Source organism: Mycolicibacterium thermoresistibile, assembly GCF_900187065.1.
Lineage (GTDB): Bacteria > Actinomycetota > Actinomycetes > Mycobacteriales > Mycobacteriaceae > Mycobacterium > Mycobacterium thermoresistibile.
In genome coordinates, this window is the sequence record NZ_LT906483.1 from 2,086,004 (window position 1) to 2,104,699 (window position 18,696).

Annotated in this window: 19 protein-coding genes; 14 read left to right on the forward strand and 5 right to left on the reverse strand. The window is 69.8% G+C overall.

The genetic code is table 11. The features are described from left to right. Positions 1–10 precede the first annotated feature (10 nt). The 7 genes from ripB (at position 11) to CKW28_RS09800 (ending at position 6,744) form a co-directional block, all read left to right on the forward strand. Entirely contained in the window at positions 11–694 is a 684-nt protein-coding gene (gene ripB / locus CKW28_RS09770; protein ID WP_085975073.1) for an NlpC/P60 family peptidoglycan endopeptidase RipB, read from the forward strand. 135 nt (positions 695–829) lie between these two features. Continuing rightward, the gene (gene moxR1 / locus CKW28_RS09775; RefSeq protein ID WP_040545818.1) at positions 830–1,975 is read left to right on the forward strand and encodes a chaperone MoxR1; all 1,146 of its coding nucleotides are present in this window, start codon (positions 830–832) and stop codon (positions 1,973–1,975) included. Further along, the gene (locus CKW28_RS09780; RefSeq protein WP_003923439.1) at positions 1,972–2,922 is read left to right on the forward strand and encodes a DUF58 domain-containing protein; all 951 of its coding nucleotides are present in this window, start codon (positions 1,972–1,974) and stop codon (positions 2,920–2,922) included. Before moxR1 ends, CKW28_RS09780 begins: the two co-directional genes overlap by 4 nt. Before the next feature lie 59 nt (positions 2,923–2,981). After that, a complete protein-coding gene (locus CKW28_RS09785) occupies positions 2,982–3,989 on the forward strand; it encodes a VWA domain-containing protein (RefSeq protein WP_003923440.1) in 1,008 nt (335 codons plus the stop codon). 65 nt (positions 3,990–4,054) lie between these two features. Next, complete coding sequence (gene fabG / locus CKW28_RS09790) at positions 4,055–4,822, forward strand: beta-ketoacyl-ACP reductase (protein WP_003923442.1); 768 nt, start codon at positions 4,055–4,057, stop codon at positions 4,820–4,822. A 33-nt stretch (positions 4,823–4,855) separates the two neighbouring features. After that, complete coding sequence (inhA, locus tag CKW28_RS09795) at positions 4,856–5,668, forward strand: NADH-dependent enoyl-ACP reductase InhA (RefSeq protein WP_003923443.1); 813 nt, start codon at positions 4,856–4,858, stop codon at positions 5,666–5,668. Between the two features lie 8 nt (positions 5,669–5,676). Beyond that, positions 5,677–6,744 (forward strand): ferrochelatase, encoded by a 1,068-nt coding sequence (locus CKW28_RS09800; protein WP_003923445.1) that lies wholly within the window; start codon positions 5,677–5,679, stop codon positions 6,742–6,744. Here CKW28_RS09800 and CKW28_RS09805 read toward each other — a convergent pair. Then, positions 6,722–7,594 (reverse strand): Rv1486c family protein, encoded by an 873-nt coding sequence (locus CKW28_RS09805; protein ID WP_003923446.1) that lies wholly within the window; start codon positions 7,592–7,594, stop codon positions 6,722–6,724. The genes CKW28_RS09800 and CKW28_RS09805 overlap by 23 nt on opposite strands. A 58-nt stretch (positions 7,595–7,652) precedes the next feature. Between CKW28_RS09805 and CKW28_RS09810 the strand changes: the two genes are divergently transcribed. From CKW28_RS09810 to CKW28_RS09820, 3 genes are read left to right on the forward strand one after another with little or no spacing between them, the layout of a single operon-like run. Beyond that, positions 7,653–8,096 (forward strand): NfeD family protein, encoded by a 444-nt coding sequence (locus CKW28_RS09810; RefSeq protein WP_003923448.1) that lies wholly within the window; start codon positions 7,653–7,655, stop codon positions 8,094–8,096. Positions 8,097–8,109: 13 nt separating this feature from the next. Continuing rightward, positions 8,110–9,273, forward strand: a complete 1,164-nt coding sequence (locus CKW28_RS09815) for an SPFH domain-containing protein (RefSeq protein WP_003923449.1) — start codon at positions 8,110–8,112, stop codon at positions 9,271–9,273. Beyond that, positions 9,270–9,623, forward strand: a complete 354-nt coding sequence (locus CKW28_RS09820; protein WP_003923450.1) for a DoxX family protein — start codon at positions 9,270–9,272, stop codon at positions 9,621–9,623. Before CKW28_RS09815 ends, CKW28_RS09820 begins: the two co-directional genes overlap by 4 nt. Here CKW28_RS09820 and CKW28_RS09825 read toward each other — a convergent pair. Together CKW28_RS09825 and CKW28_RS09830 are read right to left on the reverse strand one after the other, a co-directional pair. Beyond that, the gene (locus tag CKW28_RS09825) at positions 9,604–10,116 is read right to left on the reverse strand and encodes a nitroreductase family deazaflavin-dependent oxidoreductase (RefSeq protein ID WP_003923451.1); all 513 of its coding nucleotides are present in this window, start codon (positions 10,114–10,116) and stop codon (positions 9,604–9,606) included. The genes CKW28_RS09820 and CKW28_RS09825 overlap by 20 nt on opposite strands. Positions 10,117–10,141: 25 nt before the next feature. Then, positions 10,142–10,924: a TVP38/TMEM64 family protein gene (locus CKW28_RS09830; protein WP_081475398.1), complete on the reverse strand. Its 783-nt coding sequence runs from the start codon at positions 10,922–10,924 to the stop codon at positions 10,142–10,144. A gap of 137 nt (positions 10,925–11,061) precedes the next feature. Between CKW28_RS09830 and mutA the strand changes: the two genes are divergently transcribed. From mutA to lipL, 4 genes are read left to right on the forward strand one after another with little or no spacing between them, the layout of a single operon-like run. Beyond that, on the forward strand, positions 11,062–12,900 hold the full coding sequence (gene mutA, locus CKW28_RS09835; RefSeq protein ID WP_040545824.1) for a methylmalonyl-CoA mutase small subunit: 1,839 nt from the start codon (positions 11,062–11,064) through the stop codon (positions 12,898–12,900). Next, complete coding sequence (scpA, locus tag CKW28_RS09840) at positions 12,900–15,155, forward strand: methylmalonyl-CoA mutase (protein ID WP_003923456.1); 2,256 nt, start codon at positions 12,900–12,902, stop codon at positions 15,153–15,155. The genes mutA and scpA overlap by 1 nt, the downstream gene beginning before the upstream one ends. After that, entirely contained in the window at positions 15,156–16,136 is a 981-nt protein-coding gene (meaB, locus tag CKW28_RS09845; protein WP_003923457.1) for a methylmalonyl Co-A mutase-associated GTPase MeaB, read from the forward strand. It begins immediately after the preceding gene. Positions 16,137–16,196: 60 nt separating this feature from the next. After that, positions 16,197–17,459 carry an esterase/beta-lactamase LipL gene (gene lipL, locus CKW28_RS09850; protein ID WP_040545794.1) on the forward strand — a complete coding sequence of 421 codons (1,263 nt, stop codon included), beginning with the start codon at positions 16,197–16,199 and terminating at the stop codon, positions 17,457–17,459. A 50-nt stretch (positions 17,460–17,509) separates the two neighbouring features. Here lipL and CKW28_RS09855 read toward each other — a convergent pair whose 3' ends face one another. Together CKW28_RS09855 and CKW28_RS09860 are read right to left on the reverse strand one after the other, a co-directional pair. Then, positions 17,510–18,244: a hypothetical protein gene (locus CKW28_RS09855; RefSeq protein ID WP_040545797.1), complete on the reverse strand. Its 735-nt coding sequence runs from the start codon at positions 18,242–18,244 to the stop codon at positions 17,510–17,512. Positions 18,245–18,266: 22 nt separating this feature from the next. Next, positions 18,267–18,623 (reverse strand): helix-turn-helix domain-containing protein, encoded by a 357-nt coding sequence (locus tag CKW28_RS09860; protein WP_003923462.1) that lies wholly within the window; start codon positions 18,621–18,623, stop codon positions 18,267–18,269. Between the last annotated feature and the right edge of the window lie 73 nt (positions 18,624–18,696).

The window sequence follows — 18,696 nt, forward strand, 5'->3', positions numbered from 1 at the left end:
GACCTTCCGCCTGCTCCGCCCGCTGATCCCGGCCATCCTGGGGCTGGGGGTGCTCATCGCCGCCGCCGGCCCGGCCACCGCGGCGCCCGACGACGGTCAGTGGGACCCCACCCTGCCCAAACTGATCAGCGCCGGCGCCCCGGGCGATCCGCTGGCCATCGCCAACGCCTCGCTGGCCGCCACCGCGCAGGCCACCCAGGTGACGATGGATCTCGGCCGCAAGTTCCTCGCCAGCATCGGGCTGGGCGGTTCACAACCGGTGAGCAGCGTCGCGCCGGGGCGGGTCCGCGGTCCGCAGGCCATCGAGTACGTCATCCGGCGCGGCGCCTCCCAGCTGGGCGTGCCCTACTCATGGGGCGGCGGGAAACCCAGCGGGCCCAGCACCGGGGTCGGGTCCGGCGCCAACACGGTCGGCTTCGACTGCTCGGGCTTCACCCAGTTCGCGTTCGCCGGGGTCGGCGTGCTGATCCCCAAGTACTCCGGCGACCAGTACAACACCGGGCGCAAGGTGCCGGTGTCGCAGGCCAAGCGGGGCGATCTGCTGTTCTGGGGTCCCGGTGGCAGCCAACACGTCGCGCTCTACCTCGGCAACGGCCAGATGCTGGAGGCGTCCGGCAGCGCCGGCAAAGTGGTGGCCGGTCCGGTGCGCACCGCGGGCCTGCAGCCCTACGCCGCGCGCATCATCGAAACCTGAGGGGTTCCTGAGCGCGCGGTGAAGCCGGACGGTCACCGTCGACGGATTCCGCAGTGCCTGGAATAGTTGACGACGGGCGCATCGGCATGGTGCCGTCCCAACCAGCGTGTAAGCACCAACGTGGAGGAACTGCGCATGACGTCACCGAGTGGGCCCCAGCAGGGCTCCGGAGGGTATTCCGGATCGGCCCCTGCCCCGGGTTATCCGGCGGGCTCGCACGCCGCGCCCCCGACCAACGGCGGTCAGTCCGGTCTGCAGGCCGACGTGCACACGCTGGAACGGACCATCTTCGAGGTCAAACGCATCATCGTCGGCCAGGACCAACTGGTCGAGCGGATGCTGGTGGGCCTGCTGGCCAAGGGGCACGTGCTGCTCGAGGGTGTGCCCGGGGTCGCCAAGACGCTGGCCGTGGAGACCTTCGCCCGGGTCGTCGGCGGCACCTTCGCCCGCATCCAGTTCACCCCCGACCTGGTGCCCACCGACATCGTCGGCACCCGGATCTACCGCCAGGGCAAAGAGGAGTTCGACATCGAACTCGGCCCGGTGATGGTCAACTTCCTGCTCGCCGACGAGATCAACCGCGCACCGGCCAAGGTGCAGTCGGCGCTGCTGGAGGTGATGGCCGAACGCAAGATCTCGATCGGCGGCAAGACGTTCCTGCTGCCGAAGCCGTTCCTGGTGATGGCCACCCAGAACCCGATCGAGCAGGAGGGCGTGTACGCCCTGCCGGAGGCGCAGCGGGACCGGTTCCTGTTCAAACTGAACATCGACTACCCGTCGCCGGAGGAGGAGCGCGAGATCATCTACCGGATGGGCGTCAAGCCGCCGGAACCCAAACAGGTGCTCGCGCCCGGTGACCTGCTGCGGCTGCAGGAGGTGGCGGCCAACAACTTCGTGCACCACGCCCTGGTCGACTACGTGGTGCGGGTGGTCACCGCGACCCGGGAACCGGAGAAGTTCGGGATGCCCGACGCCAAGGCGTGGATCGCCTACGGCGCCTCGCCGCGCGCCTCGCTGGGCATCATCGCCGCCGCCCGGGCGCTGGCGCTGGTGCGGGGCCGCGATTACGTCATCCCGCAGGACGTCGTCGAGGTCATCCCGGACGTGCTGCGGCACCGCCTGGTGCTGACCTATGACGCCCTGGCCGACGAGGTCACCGCGGAGACCGTGATCAACCGCATCCTGCAGACGGTGGCGCTGCCGCAGGTGAACGCCGTGCCGCAGCAGGCGCCGCCGGCCCAGCCGATGCCTACCGCCGCGACCGCGGCCAGTGGTCGGTGACCGGTACCGGCGGGCGGACGGTCGACCTGCCGTCGCTGCAGCGCGGCGAGATCCGTGACCCCGCGCTGACCGCGGCGCTGCGCAAACTCGAACTGATCGTGCGGCACAAACTCGACGGGGTGCTGCACGGCAACCATCTCGGGCTGCTGCCCGGCCCAGGATCGGAGCCGGGGGAGTCGCGGATCTATCAACCCGGCGACGACGTGCGGCGGATGGACTGGTCGGTCACCGCGCGCACCACGGTTCCGCACGTGCGGCAGATGATCGCCGACCGCGAACTGGAGACCTGGCTTGTGGTCGACATGTCGGCCAGCCTGGACTTCGGCACCGCCGGCTGCGAGAAGCGGGACCTGGCGGTGGCCGCCGCGGCCGCGATCGCCTTCCTCAACAGCGGCGGCGGCAACCGGCTCGGCGCGGTGATCTCCAACGGCGAGACCATGCGCCGGGTGCCGGCGCTCTCCGGGCGCATGCACGAGCACGAGGTGTTGCGGGCGATCGCCACCACACCGCCGGCGCCGGTCGGCGTCCGCGGTGATCTGGCGACGGCCATCGATGCGCTGCGCCGGCCGGAACGCCGCCGCGGAATGGCCGTCATCATCAGCGACTTCCTCGGGCCCATCAACTGGATGCGTCCGCTGCGGGCGATCTCCGGACGCCACGAGGTGCTCGGCATCGAGGTGCTCGACCCGCGCGATGTGGAACTGCCCGATGTGGGCGATGTGATCCTGCAGGATCCGGAGACCGGCGTGGTGCGGGAGTTCACCATCGACGAGCAGCTGCGCGCCGACTTCGAGAAGGCCGCCGCGGCGCACCGCGCAGAGGTGGCCCGCACGCTGCGGCGGTGTGACGCGCCGTTGCTGAGCCTGCGCACCGACCGGGACTGGATCGCCGACGTGGTGCGGTTCGTGGCCCAGCGCCGCCGCAGCGCCATGGCGGCGCGCCGATGAGGACGGTGGCGAACCATATCTGACGCCGTGGTTATCGACGACGAAATGACAACTGGCACATGACATTACCGCTTCTCGGGCCGATGAGCCTGACGGGCTTCGAGCACGCGTGGTTCTTCCTGTTCTTCCTGGTCGTGCTCGGCATCATCGCGCTGTACATCGTGGTGCAACGCGCCCGGCACAAGCGCATGCTGCGGTTCGCCAACATGGAACTGCTGGAGAGCGTGGCACCGCGGCGGCCGTCGCGCTGGCGGCATCTGCCCGCCACGCTGCTGGCGCTGTCACTGGTGGTGCTGACGGTGGCGATGGCCGGCCCCACCCACGACATCCGCATCCCCCGCAACCGAGCGGTGGTGATGCTGGTGATCGACGTGTCGCAGTCGATGCGGGCCACCGACGTGGAACCGAGTCGGCTGGTGGCCGCGCAGGAGGCCGCCAAACAGTTCGCCGACGAACTGACCCCGGGCATCAACCTCGGGTTGATCTCCTATGCCGGAACCGCGACGGTGCTGGTGTCGCCGACCACCGACCGGGAGGCCACCAAGAACGCGATCGACCGGCTGCAACTGGCCGACCGGACCGCCACCGGGGAGGGCATCTTCACCGCGCTGCAGGCGATCGCCACGGTCGGGGCGGTGATCGGCGGGGGTGACGAACCGCCGCCGGCGCGCATCGTGCTGCTCTCCGACGGCAAGGAGACGGTGCCGTCGAATCCGGACAACCCGAAGGGGGCCTACACCGCCGCGCGCACCGCCAAGGACCAGGGCGTGCCGATCTCCACCATCTCGTTCGGCACCCCGTACGGCTACGTGGAGATCAACGAGCAGCGTCAGCCGGTGCCGGTCGACGACGAGATGCTCGAGCGCATCGCCGACCTGTCCGGCGGCAGTGCCTACAACGCGGCGACTCTCGAGCAGCTCAAGGAGGTCTACGGCACGCTGCAGGAGCAGATCGGCTACGAGACCATCAAGGGTGACGCCAGCACCGGCTGGATGCGGCTGGGCGCCTTTCTGCTGGCCGCGGCTGCGCTGGCGGCGCTGCTGATCAACCGGCGGTTGCCCGGCTGACCGAATCGGGCCGGGCGGCGGAGCCGATTTCGGCTGCAAACCGCCCACACGTTAAGTTGACCCACATGACAGACGCTTCCGTTGCCGACACCGCCGGTGAGAACACCGGCGGCCGCCCGCCGTTCGTTTCGCGTTCCGTACTGGTCACCGGTGGGAACCGGGGCATCGGCCTCGCGGTGGCGCGCCGGCTGGCGGCGGACGGGCACAAGGTCGCCGCGACGCATCGCGGTTCCGGGGTGCCGCTGGACAATGTGTTCGCCGTCGAGTGCGACGTCACCGACGCCGAATCGGTCGACCGCGCGTTCAAGGCCGTCGAGGAGCATCAGGGCCCGGTCGAGGTGCTGGTCGCCAACGCCGGAATCTCCAAGGACGCGTTCCTGATGCGGATGACCGAGGAGCGTTTCACCGAGGTCATCGACACCAACCTGACCGGCGCGTTCCGGGTGGTCCAACGGGCCTCCCGCACCATGCAGCGCAAGCGGTTCGGCCGCATCATCCTCATGGGTTCGGTGTCGGGCACCTGGGGCATCGGCAACCAGGCCAACTACGCGGCCGCCAAGGCCGGCCTGATCGGCATGGCCCGGTCCATCTCCCGGGAGTTGTCGAAGGCGAACGTCACCGCCAACGTGGTCGCCCCCGGCTACATCGACACCGAGATGACCCGGGCGCTCGACGAGCGGATCCAGCAGGGGGCGCTGGACTTCATCCCGGCCAAGCGGGTCGGTACCGCCGAGGAGGTGGCCGGTGTGGTCAGCTTCCTGGCGTCGGAGGATGCCGGCTACATCGCCGGTGCGGTCATCCCGGTGGACGGCGGCATGGGCATGGGCCACTGAGGCTGTCGGGCGGCAGAAAGGGCGAAGACTGACATGGCAGGTTTCCTCGAGGGCAAACGGATCCTGGTCACCGGGATCATCACCGACTCCTCGATCGCGTTCCACATCGCACGGGTGGCCCAGGAGGCGGGCGCCGAGATCGTGTGCACCGGTTTCGACCGGCTGCGGCTGATCCGCCGCATCGTCGACCGGCTGCCGAAGCCGGGTGCGCCGCTGCTCGAACTCGACGTGCAGAACCAGGAACACCTCGACACGCTGGCCGACCGGATCACCGCCGAGATCGGCGAGGGCAACAAACTCGACGGGGTGGTGCACTCGATCGGCTTCATGCCGCAGTCGGGCATGGGACTCAACCCGTTCCTCGACACGCCGTACGAGGACGTGTCCAAGGGCATCCACATCTCGGCGTACTCCTACGCCGCGCTGGCCAAGGCCACGCTGCCGATCATGAACCGCGGCGGCAGCATCGTGGGCATGGACTTCGACCCGACCCGGGCGATGCCGGCCTACAACTGGATGACGGTCGCCAAGAGCGCACTGGAGTCGATCAACCGGTTCGTCGCGCGCGAAGCAGGCCAGTACGGGGTGCGGTCGAATCTCGTTGCGGCGGGGCCGATCCGCACGCTGGCGATGAGCGCCATCGTCGGCGGCGCACTGGGCGAGGAAGCCGGTGAGCAGATGAAGCTGCTCGAGGAGGGCTGGGATCAGCGGGCGCCGCTCGGCTGGGACATGAAGGATCCGACCCCGGTCGCCAAGACCGTGCTGGCGTTGATCTCCGACTGGATGCCGGCCACCACCGGGACCGTGATCTACGCCGACGGCGGCGCCAGCCAGCAACTGCTGTAACGATTCCCGTGGAATTCGACGCCGTTCTGCTGCTGTCCTTCGGCGGCCCGGAGGGCCCGGAGCAGGTGCGGCCGTTCCTGGAGAACGTGACCCGCGGCCGCAATGTGCCGCCGGAGCGGCTCGACGACGTCGCCGAGCACTACCTGCACTTCGGCGGGGTCTCGCCGCTCAACGCGATCAACCGCGCGCTGATCACCGAGCTGGAGGCCGAGCTCGCCGACCGCGGGCTCGACCTGCCGGTGTACTTCGGCAACCGCAACTGGGAGCCGTACGTCGAGGATACGGTGACCGCCATGCGGGACAACGGGATCCGTCGTGCGGCGGTGTTCACCACCTCGGCCTGGGGCGGCTACTCCAGCTGCACCCAGTACGTCGAGGACATCGCCCGGGGCCGGCGGGCGGCCGGGCCGCGGGCCCCGGAACTGGTCAAGCTGCGGCAGTACTTCGACCACCCGCTGCTGGTGGAGATGTTCGCCGAGGCGATCGACACCGCCGCCGAGAGCCTGCCCGCCGAGCTGCGGTCACAGGCCCGGCTGGTGTTCACCGCGCACTCCATTCCGGTGGCCGCCGACGAACAGCACGGCCCCCGGCTCTACAGCAGGCAGGTGCGCTACGCCGCCCGGCTGGTCGCGGCGGCCGCCGGGCGTGAGCATTACGACCTGGTCTGGCAGTCCCGTTCCGGGCCGCCGCAGATCCCGTGGCTGGAGCCCGACGTCGGCGACCACCTCGGCGCGCTGGCGGAATCCGGGGTGCGTGCGGTCATCGTCTGCCCGATCGGATTCGTCGCCGACCACATCGAGGTGGTGTACGACCTCGACCACGAACTCGGCGAACAGGCCGCGCAGGCGGGAATCGCGTTGGCGCGGGCCGGCACTCCCAATTCCGACCGGCGGTTCGCCCGCCTCGCGGTGGACCTGATCGACGAACTGCGCCTCGGTCTCGAACCCGCCCGGGTCAGCGGACCCGCCGCACTGCCGGCTGAGTTCCGGGCGCCCGGCTGTGGTCACGTCGTCGACGGGACACCGTGTGCCGCCGCGCCGAACTGCGTGTCGGTCATCGCCACGCGGACGCGATGATCGCGTTCACCGCGGCCAGCCTGGCCGTGCGCACCACATGGGCCAACGGCCGCAACGCGTCATCGGCGATCCGCACCTCCGACGAGGACTGCAGACCGATCGGGCTCAGCCCGGAGCTGACTGTGATGATCGCGTCGACATGTGACGCGGTCTCCAACACCCGCAACGCCCGGCCGGGCGCATGGGCGGGTATGCGGTGCAGCCGATGCGATTCGACGATCTGCTCGACCAGTAGGCGCGGGTCGTCGAGGTCGGTCCCGGCGATGCCGACCTGCAACGCGTCGAGGGCCTGCGCGGCCGATCGCACCGCCGTGCGCAGACCGTATTCGGCGTCGCCGAGATCGACGTGCTCGGTGGGCGGCACGGTGGGCAGCGAGTACACCGTCCAGGACAGGCCGGTCGGAGCCGTCTCGTCGCCCCCGTCGCTCTCCGCGAAGTCGTCCGGGTGGTCCTCCGGATACTCGAACTCCGGAACCAGGCCGACCGCGGTGCCGTCCGCCGCCGCGCCGCCGACGATCACCGCCTCGCCGACGGCGATCGCGTCCTGCTGGAACTGGGTGCCGGCCGGCAGCCCGCGCACGTCGCCGGGCACCGGCAGCGCCACCCGGATCGGCGGTGCGCCGCCCGGCGGTCCCGCCGCGGCCCGCACCGTCTGCAACAGCGACACCGCGGCCGCGTCGTGCAGATCCGGCCAGGGCAGACCGGTCCGGCCGGCCGCCACCGCGTCGTATGCGGTCACCGAATGGCTTGGAGCCCACACGCTTAGTGCATCCAGCACATCGTCGGGCGCGGCGGCGCCGGCCAACCAGGAGTTGGCCCACACCGACAGGGAAGCGCTCGGACACCACATGATGTTCGAAGTCTAGTTGTTGCCGCCGTATGCCTTCGCGGACCGATAGGGTGACGGTATGCCCGTCCCGCTCATCTGGTTGATCTTCGCACTCGTGCTCGCGGGGGCCGAGGCGCTGACCGGGGACATGTTCCTGCTCATGCTCAGCGGCGGCGCGCTGACCGCGGCGGGGACGAGTTGGCTGTTCGACTGGCCGATCTGGGCCGACGGGGTGGTGTTCCTGGTCGCGTCGGTGCTGCTGCTGGTACTGGTGCGTCCGGCGTTGCGGCGCCGGTTCGCACTGGGAGCCGGGCTCCCACCGGAACCGATCAAGGCGCTGGAGGGTAAGCAGGCGCTGGTCCTGAACCGGGTGACCCGCCACGGCGGCCAGATCCGACTCGACGGCGAAGTGTGGACGGCGCGACCGCTGAATGCCGACGATGTGTACGAAGCCGGTGATCAGGTGACCGTGGTCGAGATCGGCGGCGCCATCGCGACGGTCTACAAAGACGTCGGAAACTAGGAGGTAACAAGCCATGGACGGTGCCGTAGCCGGACTCGTCATCCTGATCGTGCTGGTGGTGTTTGCGGCCATCCTGGTGGCGAAGTCGGTGGCGCTCATCCCGCAGGCCGAGGCCGCGGTGATCGAACGGCTGGGCCGCTACAGCCGCACGGTCAGCGGTCAGCTGACCCTGCTGGTGCCGTTCATCGACCGCATCCGCGCGCGGGTCGACCTGCGTGAGCGGGTGGTGTCGTTCCCGCCCCGGGCCGTGATCACCCAGGACAACCTGACCGTCAGCATCGACACCGTGGTGTACTTCCGCGTCAACAATCCGCACGACGCGGTCTACCAGATCAGCAACTACATCGCCGCCGTCGAAGAGTTGACCACCACCACGCTGCGCAATGTGGTCGGCGGGATGACGCTGGAAGAGGCGCTGACCTCGCGCGACCGGATCAACGAGCAACTGCGTGCGGTGCTCGACGGGGCCACCGACCGCTGGGGGTTGCGGGTGCAGCGGGTGGAGCTCAAGGCCATCGATCCGCCGCCGACGATCCAGGACGCGATGGAAAAGCAGATGCGCGCCGACCGGGAGAAGCGCGCGATGATCCTGACCGCCGAAGGGCAGCGGGAATCGGCCATAAAAGAGGCCGAGGGGCAGAAGCAGGCACAGATCCTGGCCGCCGAGGGCGCCAAACAGGCCGCGATCCTGACCGCCGAGGCCGAACGGCAGTCCCGGATCCTGCGGGCCCAGGGTGAACGCGCCGCGCAGTATCTGCAGGCGCAGGGGCAGGCCAAGGCGATCGAGAAGACCTTCGCGGCGATCAAGGCGGGCCGGCCCACACCGGAACTGCTGGCCTACCAGTACCTGCAGACGCTGCCCAAGATCGCCGAGGGTGAGGCGAGCAAGGTCTGGATCGTGCCCAACGACTTCGGTGCGGCGCTGCAGGGCTTCACCAAACTTCTCGGCGCCCCCGGGGAGGACGGGGTGTTCAGGTTCGAACCGTCACCGGTGGAGGAGGATCTCCCACGGCCGGAGGATGACTCCGAGGAGGTGGCCGACTGGTTCACCACCCAGACCGACCCGGCCATCGCCCAGGCGGTGGCCAAGGCCGAAGCCGAGGCACGCACCCCGGTGGACACCGGGTTGACCACGCCGCCGTTGACCGAGCGGTCCCGGCAGCAGGAACTGCCGTGACCGCGCTGACCTCCCCGCGGACCTACACCGCGCTGGCGGTGTTCCAGGCCGCGGACGCGGTGGCCTGCGCGATTCCGGCGCCCCCGATCGGGCGGGCGCTCGACACGCTCGGGGTGCCGCAGCGCATCCGGTGGGTGCTGCCGGCGTCGAAGGCCGCGTCGGCGGTCGGCTTGTTGGCGGTGCGCCGATTCCCCGGTCTGGCCCGGCTGACCACCGCCATGCTGACGCTGTATTTCGTGCTGGCGGTCGGCGCTCATGTCCGGGTGCGGGACAAGCCGTACAACGCGGTCCCGGCCGTGACGTTCCTGCTGACCTATGCGGCGATGACGATCAAGGGGCCGCGCTCCTGAGCTGCAGCTCCACCATGGGCAGCGGCGTGTCGGTGTCGGTGATCGGTTCGCCGAGCGTCTGTTCGATCACACCCTTCATCCGCGACCACGCCCGGGGGTGGCGGGCGCGGTAGCCGGCGAGCACCCGGTCGGCCGCCTGCCGGTCGAGCACCCGCGCGGTGGCCTGCGCCGGCGCGCGGCTGCCGAGGAAGACCCGGACCTGCGGGTTGGCGGTGATGTTGCGGAACCACTGCGCCTTGGTGCCGAAACCGGACGCGACGACGTAGACGTCCGGTTCGGGATGGTCGACGACCTCCAGCACGACGTGGCGCGGCGCGCCGGACCTGCGGCCGATGTGTTCGAGCATCAACATCCGCGGACCGAGCAGCGCGCCGGCCCCGGCCCGGTACAGCCAGATCGGGGCGCGCATCAGGCGGCGGGAACGCAGGATCCGGGCGCCGAGATCGGTGAGGGCGTTCCGGGCGGACTTCCCGGGGTACTTCCGGGAGGACATGATCGCTCCCTTCGTCGGGTGCCGGTCAGCCGCCGGTGCGGACCGGTTCGGCGGCCGCGTCCGGATCGGGCTCCGGCCGCCCGCCGTCCGGGCCGTTCTCGTGGCGGTCCGCACGGGCCGGGCCGCGGTGGCGGCGCAACTCGTAGGCCAGCCCGAGCACCCCGACACAGGCGGTGACCGCGGACACCAACAGCAGCAGCGGGCTGACATTGCCGGTCAGCGCATCGCCGAGGACGACCACCGCCGCCGTCCCGGGCAGCAGACCGACCAACGTGGCGAGGGTGTACGGCCCGACACGGACCGCCGACGCCCCGGCCGCATAGTTCAGGATCGAGAACGGCACCGCCGGGATGAGTCGCATCGAGATCACCGCGGGCCAGCCGCGCTGCCGCAACCGGTCGTCGATGGCCGCGATCCGGGGATGGGCGATGAGCCGGGTCCACCGCAGACCGAGGGCGCGCACCCCGATCAGCGTGACGACCGCGCTGATGGTGCTGGCCAGCACCGCCAGCAGCACCCCGAGCAGCGGTCCGAACAGCAACCCGGCGGCCAGGGTGAACGCGGTGCGGGGAAACGGCAGCACCGTCACCACGACATGCGCGGCCAGGAACGCCAGCGGGAACCACGGGCCGGCCGAGGTGGCCCAGTCGCGCAGCTGCACCGCCGTCGGCACCGGCACCAGCAACACCACCGCGGCCAACATCACAATCCCGCCGGCGAGCATGGCGAGCCGGTGCCGCGGCACCTGCGCGGTTGTCGTGACCACCGCCGCTCGTACCGCGCGCAAGGTGTTGACGACGGTATTCACGAGTACCAAGGGTACGGCCCGCTGGTTAACAAACGGTGTCGCGCGGTGGCGCGTCGAGGTGACCGGCCACGGGCCGCGGAAACCGATCATTTAGCCTGTTGGGCAAGTGGATCAGTCATACGCTGCGACAACAGGAGATGCCGGTGATCGAAGCTGATCGGGAGCGATGGCGCTCGGCTGTCGCCGGAGTGCTGGCCAAGAGCACCCGTCGTGACCCGGCGGACCTCGGGCCCGAGCCCGAGCGACTGTTGGATTCGCCCACCTATGAGGGCTTTCCGATCCGTCCGCTCTACACCGGCCTCGACGAGCATCCCGAACCGCCGCTGCCCGGGCAGTGGCCGTTCGTCCGCGGCGGTGACGCGCTGCGCGACGTCAAGGCCGGCTGGAAGGTCGCCGAACGGTTCGGCGGGTCGGAGTCGACACCGGCCGAACTCAACGGGGCGCTGCTGACCGCGCTGACCGAGGGGGTCAGCGCCCTGGTGCTGCGGATCGGCGATCAGGTGCCGGCCGCGGAGCTCAACCGGGTGTTCGACGGGGTGTTTCTGGACCTGGTGCCGGTGATCTTCGAGCTCGACGGCGCCGGATACACCGCGGTCGCCGACGCGGTGCTCGGACTGCTGGCCGACATGGACGACGATCAGCGGTCCCGGCTGTCGATCGATTTCGGCGCGGACCCGCTGACCGCCCCGCTGAGCGGACGGCCGGCGGTCGACACCGCCGAGGTGGTCGCCGTCGCCGGGAAGGTCGCCGGGTTCGGCGGCAAGCTGCGCACACTGACCGTCGACGGGCCCGCCTTCCACAATCTGGGTTCCAACGCCTCCTGGGAGCTCGCCGCCGGCGTCGGCGCGGCCGTGACGTATCTGCGCCGGCTCGTCGACGGCGGGCTCAGTGCTGCGGACGCGTTGCGCCAGATCAGCTTCCGGTTCGCCGCCGACGACGACCAGTTCATGACCATCGCGAAGTTACGTGCGGCCCGCCGGATCTGGGCGCGGGTCGCCGAGGTGGTGGGTGAGCCCGACGCCGGCGCCGCCACCGTGCACGTGGCGACCTCGCTGCCGATGATGACCCAGCGGGATCCGTGGGTGAACATGCTGCGCACCACCTTGGCCGCGTTCTCCGCCGGCGTGGGCGGGGCCGACACCGTGCTGGTGCATCCGTTCGACGTCGCCATCCCCGGCGGATTCCCGGGCACCTCGGCGAGTTTCGCGCGGCGCATCGCCCGGAACACCCAGCTGCTGCTGATCGAGGAGTCCAACCTGGGCCGGGTGCTGGACCCGGCCGGCGGTTCCTGGTACGTCGAGGATCTCACCCGGCAGCTGGCCGAGCAGGCATGGGAGTACTTCCAGGACATCGAATCCCGCGGCGGATTCGAGGCCGCTCGCGATCATGTGGTGGCCGCGATCACACAGGTCGCCGAACAGCGCGCCGAGGACATCGCCCACCGGCGCACCGCCATCACCGGTGTCAACGAGTTCCCCAACCTCGACGAACCGCCGCTGCCGCCGGGCGAGGCGCTCGAGAGGGTGGCCCGCTACGCGGCCCGGTTCGAGGAACTGCGGGACCGCTCGGACGCCTTCCTGGAACGCACCGGCAAACGTCCGCAGGTGCTGTTGCTGCCGCTCGGCCCGCTGGCCGAGCACAACGTCCGCGCCACGTTCGCGGCCAACCTGCTCGCGGCCGGCGGCATCGAGGCGATCAATCCCGGCCCGCTCAGCCCGGACACCGATTCGATCACCAAAGCCGTTGCCGATGCGGGGAATCCGACCGTCGCGGTGCTCTGCGGCACCGACACCCGCTATGCCGCCGAGGCCTCCGCGGCCGTCACGGCGGCCCGGGGCGCGGGCATCACCCTGCTCTACCTGGCCGGGCCGGCGCAGGCCGTGGAGGCCGCCGACGCCAAACCCGACGACTACCTGACCGCCAAGATCGACGCAGTCGACGCGCTGTCGAACCTGCTCACCCGATTGGGGGCCTGATGACCGCCAGCACGACCGGGCAGATCGCCAACTTCGGCGACATTCCGCTGTACGGGGACCGCCAGGGCGCCACACCGACCGAATCGGCGGTGGCCGAGCACGTCGCCGCCGCCGCGGCGGCGCACGGCTACACCGCCGACCAACTGGATTGGGAGACCCCGGAGGGCATCGGCGTCAAGCCGGTGTACATCGGCGCGGACCGGGCGGCGGCCGAAGCCGCCGGCTACCCGCTGCACACCTTCCCGGGGGCGGTGCCCTACATCCGCGGGCCGTACCCGACGATGTACGTCAACCAGCCGTGGACCATCCGGCAGTACGCCGGGTTCTCCACCGCCGCCGAGTCCAACGCGTTCTACCGGCGCAACCTCGCCGCGGGCCAGAAGGGTCTGTCGGTGGCGTTCGACCTGGCCACCCACCGGGGTTACGACTCCGATCACCCGCGGGTGCAGGGCGACGTCGGAATGGCCGGGGTGGCAATCGATTCCATCCTCGACATGCGCCAGCTGTTCGACGGAATCGACCTCGGCAGCGTGAGCGTGTCGATGACCATGAACGGCGCGGTGCTGCCGATTCTGGCGCTGTACGTGGTGGCCGCCGAGGAGCAGGGGGTGCCGCCGGAGAAGCTGGCGGGGACCATTCAGAACGACATCCTCAAGGAGTTCATGGTCCGCAACACCTACATCTACCCGCCCAAACCGTCGATGCGGATCATCTCCGACATCTTCGCCTACACCAGCGCGAAGATGCCGAAGTTCAACTCGATCTCGATCTCCGGCTACCACATCCAGGAGGCCGGCGCGACCGCCGACCTGGAGCTGGCCTACACGCTGGCCGACGGGGTGGAGTACATCAAGGCCGGGCTGGACGCCGGTCTGGACATCGACAAGTTCGCGCCCCGGCTGAGTTTCTTCTGGGGCATCGGGATGAACTTCTTCATGGAGGTCGCCAAGCTGCGGGCCGGGCGGCTGTTGTGGAGCGAACTGGTCGCGCAGTTCGACCCGAAGAACTCCAAATCGCTGTCGCTGCGCACCCATTCGCAGACCTCGGGCTGGTCGCTGACCGCGCAGGACGTGTTCAACAATGTGGCACGCACCTGTATCGAGGCGATGGCCGCCACCCAGGGCCACACCCAGTCGCTGCACACCAACGCGCTCGACGAGGCGCTGGCGCTGCCCACCGACTTCTCGGCCCGCATCGCGCGCAACACCCAGCTGCTGTTGCAGCAGGAGTCCGGCACCACCCGGCCGATCGACCCGTGGGGCGGCTCCTATTACGTGGAGTGGTTGACCCACCAGCTGGCCGAGCGGGCCCGCGCGCACATCCGGGAGGTCGACGAACACGGCGGGATGGCCCAGGCCATCAGCGACGGTGTGCCGAAACTGCGGATCGAGGAGGCCGCGGCGCGTACCCAGGCCCGGATCGACTCCGGCGCGCAGCCGGTCATCGGCGTCAACAAGTACCAGGTGGATGAGGACCACGAGATCGAGGTCCTCAAGGTCGACAACAGCCGGGTGCGCGCCGAGCAGCTGGCCAAACTGGAACAGCTGCGCGCCGAGCGGGATCAGGCCGCGGTCGACGCCGCGCTCGACGAGCTCAGCCGCGCCGCGGCGGCCACCGGCCCGGCCGGCGCGGACGGGCTGGGCAACAACCTGATGGCCCTGGCCATCAACGCGGCCCGGGCGAAGGCCACCGTGGGGGAGATCTCCTCGGCACTGGAGCGGGTGTGGGGACGGCACCAGGCCGAGATCCGTACCATCTCCGGTGTCTACCGGGACGAAGTCGGAAAGGCCAGCAACATCGCCAGCGCGACAGAACTAGTCGAGAAATTCGCCGAGGCGGACGGCCGCCGGCCCCGGATCCTGGTGGCCAAGATGGGGCAGGACGGCCACGACCGGGGGCAGAAGGTGATCGCCACCGCGTTCGCCGACATCGGTTTCGACGTCGACGTCGGGTCGCTGTTCTCCACCCCCGACGAGGTGGCGCGCCAGGCCGCCGACAACGACGTGCACGTCGTCGGGGTGTCCTCGCTGGCGGCCGGGCACCTGACGCTGGTCCCGGCGCTGCGCGACGCGCTGGCCGAGGTGGGGCGCCCCGACATCATGATCGTCGTCGGCGGGGTGATCCCGCCCGGTGACTTCGAGGAGCTGTACCGGGCCGGGGCGACGGCGATCTACCCGCCGGGCACGGTGATCGCCGACGCCGCGATCGGTCTGCTGCACAAGCTGGCCGAGCGGTTGGGATACGACCTGAGCTGAATGACCCAGACCGTCAAAGATCTCGCCGCCGCGATCCGCAGCGGTGATCGCGCCGCCCTGCCCAGGGCGATCACCCTGGTCGAATCCACCCGCGCCGATCACCGCGAACGCGCGCAGGAACTGCTGCTGGAGTTGATGCCGGACGCCGGCAGGGCCATGCACGTCGGCATCACCGGGGTGCCCGGGGTGGGTAAGTCGACCAGCATCGAGGCGCTGGGCATGCATCTGATCGAACAGGGCCACAGGGTCGCGGTGCTGGCGGTGGACCCGTCGTCGGTGCGCAGCGGCGGTTCGATCCTCGGCGACAAGACCCGGATGGCGCGGCTGGCGGTGCATCCCGACGCCTACGTCCGTCCGTCGCCGTCGTCGGGCACCCTCGGCGGGGTGGCCAAGGCCACCCGGGAGACAATCGTGCTGCTCGAGGCCGCCGGCTTCGATGTGGTGCTGGTCGAGACGGTCGGGGTGGGTCAATCCGAGGTGACCGTGGCCGACATGGTCGACACCTTCGTGTTCCTGACCCTGGCCCGCACCGGGGATCAGCTGCAGGGCATCAAGAAGGGGGTGCTCGAGCTCGCCGACATCGTGGTGGTCAACAAGGCCGACGGCGAGCACGCGGTGGAGGCCCGCAAGGCGGCCCGCGAGCTCGCCGGCGCGATGCGGCTGATCTATCCGCGCGAGACGCTGTGGCGGCCGCCGGTGCTCACCATGAGCGCGCTGGAGGGCACCGGGGTGGCCGAGCTCTGGGAGACGGTGCTCAAACACCGGCAGGTGCTCATCGACGCGGGGGAGTTCGAGAAGCGCCGGCGCGACCAAGAGGTCAACTGGATGTGGACGATGGTCCGGGACGCCGTGATCGACCGGGTGATGACCAGTCCGGGGGTCCGCGAGATCCGGGCCGAGGTGGAGCGTCAGGTCCGGGAGGGCGAGCTGACCGCGGCACTTGCTGCCCAGCGTCTGCTGGACGCCGCCGAGCTGCGTTGATGACACAAACCGGTAACTGGTCGTTCATGTGCCAGGGCGCCAGGTAAATTTGTCTTTACTGTGACGAACGTAACGCCGGAGCGCAGCGCAGCGCTCCCACACGGTATTCAGGGGGCGGCCGACCCGCGGTTCGCCTGCACCCTGAGGGCGTTCTCGCGGCTGTTCCGCGGGCGCCGGTTCGGCGGCGGCGCTCTGTGCGTGTATCTGCACGGTGAGCCGGTGGTCGACGTGTGGACCGGTTACGCCGATCGGCGCGGCACCGAGTACTGGACGGCCGACACCGGGGCGATGGTGTTCTCGGCCACCAAGGGCATGGCCGCGACGGTGGTGCACCGACTCGTCGACCGCGGGCTGCTCGACTACGACACGCCGGTGGCGGAGTACTGGCCGGAGTTCGGCGCGAACGGCAAGGCCGGCATCACGGTGCGGGACGTGCTGCGGCACCGGGCCGGTCTGTCGCATCTCAACGGCGTGTCCAAGGCCGATCTGCTCGACCACCGGCGGATGGAGGAACGACTGGCCGCCGCGCCGGTGAACCGGCTGCAGTACGGCAAGCCCGCCTATCATGCGCTGACCTACGGCTGGTTGCTCTCCGGCCTGGTCCGGGCGATCACCGGATGCGGTATGCGCGAGCTGGTCCGCACCGAACTGGCCGAGCCGCTGAACACCGACGGGCTGCATCTGGGGCGGCCGCCGGCGGGCGCGCCGACGAAGGCGGCGCAGATCCTGGCGCCGCAGGGCGCCCTCGACATCCCCGTGGTCGGGGCGGTGGTGCCGAGGCTGGCGGCGTCGCAGGCGTCGGCCATGTTCGGCGCGATGTACTTCCCGGGGATGTTCAGCGTCGTGCAGGGGGACATCCCGTTCCTGGACTCCGAGATCCCGGCCGCCAACGCGGTGGCCACCGCGCGGGGACTGGCCAAGATGTACGGTGCGATCGCCAACGGCGGGCGGATCGACGACGTCCGGTTCCTGTCGCCGGAGATCGTCGCGGGGTTGGCCGGCCGGCGCAATCTGCGCCCGGACCGCAACCTCGGCGTGCCGATGGCGTTCCACCTCGGTTACCACGGGGTGCCGTTCGGGATCATGCCCGGCTTCGGCCACGTGGGGCTCGGCGGTTCATACGGTTGGGCCGAACCGGAGACCGGGCTGGCGATCGGCTACGTGCACAACCGGCTGCTGACACCGATGCTGATCGATCAGGCCGCGTTCGTCGGGCTGAACGCGCTGATCCGCCGGGATGCCGCGGCCGCCCGCAGACGCGGCTATCGGCCGGTGGGTGATCTCGGTGCGCCGTTCGACATGCGGAAACGGGTGGCCGGCTAGCAAGCCGGCTGCAGAGCCCGGCTGGATTCCGGCGCACGCAGCGCGGCCCGTCAGTGGTCGGCGGGGATGAACCATTTGGTCTTGACCCGCCACGAATGCGCCGACGCCAGGGCGAACACCGCACCGCACGCGCAGGCGAACAGCCAGACCAGGTTGCCGCCCTCGACCTCCTGGAGTCCGGGGATGTAGGCGGTGCCGATCCGGACCAGGCAGGCCACCGCACCGCACGCCGACGCGGTGAGATACACGTTGGCGATCCCGCGGGAACGGGGGTCCTGGCGGAGCACCAACAGCGCCCGGGCGCCGTAGCCCAACAGATAGATCAGCGTGCCGCAGAGCACCAGCCAGTAGGTGTTGAGCCAGAAGTCCGTCGGCACGTCGAAGAAGTCCGAGGCGTACATCTTCGAACCGTTGCCCAGCGAGTAGGTGGCGAGCATCAGCGGGATGCACAGCGTCGCGGGGCGTTCCACATACTGCTTGAACGACGCCTGCAGCGCGTGGTCGTCCTGCAACCGGCCCAGCGCGTTGTAGACGACCGCCGAGGCGGCCACGATGTAGCAGTCGTGGGCGATGTAGTCCTCGAGATTCCACAGCCCCGTGATGCTGTGCAACCACTGGCCGAGAGTCGCGGAGGCCAACGGCGACATCAGCAGCACCGCGGCGCCCTGTAACGCGATGTTCAGGGTGGCGGCCACTTCCCACCGGCAGCTCCAGGTGACACGGCGGATCCACAGGCTCCACCCGATGCAGGCGAGCGTGACCGCGATGAGTGTTGCCAGAGCCATCTGATTCCCCGACCGAGATTGCTTACAGCGGCGGAGCGTCGGAGCGGGGTCGCAGATTCGACAGTTTGCTCCGGCGCGGATGGGTCACGACACGCTCCTCGGTCGCCAGTGCGACCGGGGTCGATTCGACATACAAAAAGAGGTCCTGGCGGCTCATCAAGCCGAACCGGACCTGCAGATCCGGGTAGCTGAGGCCGAATCGTTCGGCCACCCGGCGCAGTTCTTCGGCGTTCGGGTAGTCGTCCTCTTTGATCCGCCGATAGTACGTGCTGCTGGAGATGCCGAGCGCATCGTAGATCTCCTTGGCCTCGACCTCACCGTCGAGCAGGTAGTCCAGGAGCGCTTTCAGTTGTTTGCCGTTCTCATCTGTCCTAGGCACAGGCTCACGATAGACCGTGCACTCGGAAATGGGGAGACATAACCAAAAGTCGGATGCCGCGGCGGGTATTGAC